The sequence below is a fragment of the Streptomyces sp. NPDC001220 genome, assembly GCF_053597895.1.
In genome coordinates this window covers 1-3,013 of the sequence record NZ_JBSFJE010000049.1, presented here as the reverse complement: position 1 = coordinate 3,013, position 3,013 = coordinate 1, and the positions used below count along the sequence as shown (strand labels likewise).

Genomic DNA, 3,013 nt, shown 5'->3' with positions numbered 1-3,013 from the left:
GGCAGCTTCCGGACGGGAACATCGAGTTCCTGGGGCGGATCGACGACCAGGTCAAGATCCGCGGCTATCGGGTCGAACTCGGGGAGATCCAGACCCTGTTGACCGAACACCCCGCCGTCCGCGAGGCGTTCGTGACGACCCACGAAGGCGAGCTGACCGGGTACTACGCGCCGGCCGAGGCGTCCGCGAACACGGTCCGTGCGCACCTGGCCGACCGCCTGCCCGACTACATGGTGCCCGCGGCCCTGGTCGCCCTGGAGGCGCTACCGCTCAACGCCAACGGCAAGGTCGACCGCCGCGCCCTGCCCGTCCCGGAGGCCGGCGAGGAGACGGCGGACGGATACATCGCCCCGCGCACGGTGACCGAGGAGCGGATCGCCGAGGTGTGGGCCCAGGTGCTGGGCCTGGAGCGAGTCGGCGTCGAGGACGGCTTCTTCGAGATCGGCGGACACTCGATCCGCGCCGTCGCCCTCGTCGGGGCGCTGCGTTCGGCCGGGTACGACGTCGGCGTGCGCGATGTCTTCGAGCACCGCACGGTCGCCGAGCTCAGCGAGTTCCTCACCGGGCGGCCCGCCCGCACGGAGGTCGACACGCCCGTCGAACGGTTCGCACTGATCGCGGCCGAGGACCGGGAACGGCTGCCGGAAGACGCGGTGGACGCCTATCCGCTGACCCAGGTGCAGCTCGGCATGGTCCTGGAGATGCTGGCCGACGACACCAAGCACGCGTACCACAACGTGTCGTCGTTCCGGATCACGGAGCCGGAGCCGTTCTCGGCCGAGGCGCTGCACGCCGCCGCCCGGGTGATCGCGGCCCGGCACGAGATGCTGCGGACCTCCCTCCACCTGGAGGGCTACAGCGGGCCGCTGCAGGTGGTGCACGCCGAAGCCGCGATCCCGGTGACCGTCCAGGACCTGCGGGGTCTGGACGAGGCCGGGCGGCGCGGCGCCGTCGAGGAGTTCCTCGTCCGGGAGCGCGCCGACCTGTTCGACCTGGAGCAGGCGCCGCTGCTGCGGATGACCGCGCACATCGAGGACGCCGGCTGGCGGCTCGGCGTGACCGTCTGCCATGCCGTCACCGAGGGCTGGAGCCACCGGGCCCTGCTCATGGAACTGCTCGACGCGTACCGAAGCCTGCGCGTGGGCGGAGAGCCCCCCTCGCCGCCCACGTCCCCCGTGCGGTACGCGGACTTCGTCGCCGCCGAGCTGCGCTCCCTGGAGTCCGAGCGGGACCGGGCGTACTGGACGGGGATCACCGGCGGGTACGCGCGCTTCCGCCTGCCGGCCGCCTGGGCCGGCGACCGCACCGCCGGGCGCGAGCGGTACCGGTCCGCGGTGGAGCTGCGGGAGTTCGAGCCGGGGCTGCGCGCCCTGGCGGCACGGGCCCGGGTCTCGGTCAAGAGCGTGCTGCTCGCCGCGCACCTGAAGGTGCTGAGCCTGCTCACCGAGGAGAGACACTTCCACTCGGGCCTCGTCTTCAGCGCCCGCCCCGAGGCACCGGGCGCCGACCGGGTCTACGGCATGTACCTCAACACCCTGCCGTTCGCCTTCGACGCGGACCGCGACCGCACCTGGGAGGACCTCGTACGCGAGGTCTTCGCCCACGAGGCGGGCATGTGGGAACACCGCCGCTACCCGATGCCCGCGATCCAGCGCGACGCCGGGGCTGAGCGCCTGCTCGACGTCCGCTTCAGCTACCAGGACTTCGACCACGTCGACACCGAACGGGTCGACGTCGGCGGCAGCTCCGCCGAGGGCGCGACCGAGTTCGACCTCGCGGTGTCGGCGGTCTCCGGATACCTCCTGCTGACCACGCACACCCACGCCCTGTCCCGCGCGAACACGGACCGGCTGACCGCCCTGTACGCGGCGGTGCTGTCCGCGATGGCGCAGGACCCCGCGGGCGACGCCCGCATCGCGCCGCTGCCGGCCGAGGAGCGCGAGCGGCAGTTGGCGGAGTGGAACGACACGGCCTGCGAGCAAGGGTCCGCCTCCGTGCTCCAGCGGTTCGAGGAGCAGGCCGCCCGTGTCCCGGGCGCCCCGGCCGTGACCCTCGGCGCCGAGACCCTGACGTACGCGGAGCTGGACGCCCGGGCCAACCGGCTCGCCCACGCCCTGCGGGCCCGGGGTGTCGGCGCGGAGACCCGGGTCGCGGTCCAGCTGGACCGGGGTCCCGCCCTGATCGCGACCCTGCTCGCGGTGTGGAAGGCGGGTGGAGCGTACGTGCCGGTCGACCCGGCCTATCCCGCGGAGCGCGTCGCCTCACTCGTGGAGACCTCGGGCGCCCGGCTGGCGGTCACGGCCGAGGCGTACGCGGACCGGTTCCGTGGTGTCACGGTGCTGCTCGCCGACGAGGACGTCAGCGCCCTGCCGGCGACGGCGCCGGTGCGCCCGGATGACCCGGACGGGCTGGCGTACGTCGTCTTCACCTCCGGTTCGACGGGCGTCCCCAAGGGCGTGGAGGTTCCTCACCGGGGCCTGGCGAACCATGTGGCGTGGGCGGCGCGCGAGCTGGCCTCCCGGGGCACGGGCGGTGCTCCGCTGTTCTCCTCGGTCGCCTTCGACCTGGTCGTCCCGAACCTGTGGGGACCGCTGGTCACCGGGCAGCGGGTGTTCACGGTGGCACAGGACGCGGCGCCCGCGGAGCTGGGCCGTGCGCTGCTGGCCGGCGCGCCCTACAGCTTCGTGAAGCTGACGCCCGGACACCTGGAGCTGCTCGCCGCACAGCTCACCACCGAGCAGGCGGACGAACTCTCCGCGGTGACGGTGGTCGCCGGCGAGGCGCTGCCCGGCACCACCGCCGACCGGTCGCTGGGAATCCTCGGCCCCGGACGGCTGGTCAACGAGTACGGTCCGACGGAGGCGTCGGTGGGCTCCACTGTCTTTCCGGTGCGGGAACCGGTGGGGCGCGAGGTCGTCCCGATCGGCCGGCCGTTGCCGAACATGCGGACGTATGTGCTGGATGCGGCGCTGGAGCCGGTGCCGGTCGGGGTCGCGGGCGAGTTGTACGTCGG

The 3,013-nt window shown here is 73.4% G+C and carries 1 protein-coding gene; it reads left to right on the top strand.

What is annotated here, in order from left to right:
- On the top strand, positions 1–3,013 hold a 3,013-nt coding region (locus ACWDGI_RS43525; RefSeq protein ID WP_450768594.1), incomplete at both ends, for an AMP-binding protein.